This is a genomic window from Comamonas terrae (assembly GCF_001544075.1).
Classification (GTDB): domain Bacteria; phylum Pseudomonadota; class Gammaproteobacteria; order Burkholderiales; family Burkholderiaceae_C; genus Comamonas; species Comamonas terrae.
Genome location: NZ_BCNT01000034.1, coordinates 1 through 1676, shown reverse-complemented (window position 1 = coordinate 1676; position 1676 = coordinate 1). Strand labels below are relative to the sequence as shown.

The following is a 1676-nucleotide window of genomic DNA, read 5'->3' as shown; positions in this document are numbered from 1 at the left end:
CACGGCCTGGAACAGATCCGCCTCCAGCCCGTAGTCCGCCACCGAGAAGATCGGCGCCTCCGGGTCCTTGTTGATCGCCACGATCACCTTCGAGTCCTTCATGCCCGCCAGGTGCTGGATCGCCCCCGAGATCCCCGCCGCAATGTACAGCTGCGGCGCCACGATCTTGCCCGTCTGCCCCACCTGCAGGTCGTTGGGCGCGTAGCCCGCGTCCACCGCCGCACGGCTGGCTCCGATGGCCGCGCCCAGCTTGTCGGCCAGCGGGGTCATGACTTCCTGGAATTTCTCGGCCGAGCCCAGCGCGCGGCCGCCCGAGACGATGATCTTGGCCGCCGTCAGTTCGGGACGGTCGCTCTTGGTGACTTCACGGCCCACGAAGGCGCTCTTGCCGCTGTCGGCCACGGCCGCCACGGTTTCCACGGCCGCGGAGCCGCCGCTGGCCGCCGCAGCGTCAAAGCCGGTGGTGCGCACGGTGATGACCTTGACGGGGTCGCCCGATTGCACGGTGGCGATGGCGTTGCCCGCGTAGATGGGGCGCTCGAAGGTGTCAGCAGAGTCCACCTTGGTGATGTCGCTGATCTGGGCCACGTCCAGCTTGGCGGCCACGCGGGGCGCGGCGTTCTTGCCCGAGGCGGTGGAGGGGAACAGGATGTGGCTGTAGTTGCCCGCGATGGCCAATACCTGCGCGGCCAGGTTTTCGGCCAGGCCGTCCTTGAGGCTGGCGCCGTCGGCATGGATGACCTTGGCCACGCCGGCGATCTGGGCGGCGGCTGCAGCCGCGGCGCCGGCGTTTTCTCCGGCCACCAGCACGTGCACGTCGCCGCCGCAGGCCACAGCGGCCGTGACGGTGTTCAGGGTGGCCGCCTTGATCGAAGCGTTGTCGTGTTCTGCAATAACGAGGGATGTCATGTCTCTGTCTTCCTTAGATCACTTTGGCTTCGTTCTTGAGCTTGGCCACCAGGGTGGCGACGTCGGGCACCTTGACGCCGGCGCCGCGCTTGGGCGGCTCGGATACCTTCAGGGTCTTCAGGCGCGGGGCGACGTCCACGCCCAGCTCCTCGGGCTTGACGGTGTCCAGCTGTTTTTTCTTGGCCTTCATGATGTTGGGCAGGGTGACGTAGCGCGGCTCGTTCAGGCGCAGGTCGGTGGTGATGACCGCAGGCATGGACAGGCTCAGGGTTTCCAGGCCGCCGTCGACTTCACGGGTCACATTCACCCGGGGCGCGTCAGCCTTGTCGCCAGACACTTCGACCTTGGAGGCGAAGGTGGCCTGGGGCAGGTCGGCCAGCGCGGCCAGCATCTGGCCGGTCTGGTTGGCGTCGTCGTCGATGGCCTGCTTGCCCAGGATGACGAGGCCGGGTTGCTCCTTGTCGATCAGGGCCTTCAGGAGCTTGGCCACGGCCAGGGGCTGCAGCTCTTGGCCGGTTTCGACCAGGATGCCGCGGTCGGCGCCGATGGCCATGGCCGTGCGCAGGGTTTCCTGGCACTGGGCCACGCCGCAGGAGACGGCGATGACTTCGGTGGCCACGCCTTTTTCCTTCAGGCGCACGGCTTCCTCGACGGCGATTTCGTCAAAGGGGTTCATGCTCATCTTGACGTTGGCGATGTCCACACCTGTGCCGTCCGATTTGACGCGGACTTTCACGTTGTAGTCCACCACGCGCTTGACGGGGACC

General features: G+C 67.0%; 2 protein-coding genes. Both read right to left on the bottom strand.

The window, feature by feature from the left end; translation table 11 throughout:
• Positions 1-909, bottom strand: a 909-nt coding sequence (locus Cte04_RS21680; RefSeq protein ID WP_066483898.1) for an electron transfer flavoprotein subunit alpha/FixB family protein, incomplete at its 3' end; no start/stop codon positions are given.
• A gap of 13 nt (positions 910-922) precedes the next feature.
• Positions 923-1676: electron transfer flavoprotein subunit beta/FixA family protein (locus Cte04_RS21675; protein WP_245633470.1), on the bottom strand; the 754-nt coding region annotated here is incomplete at its 5' end.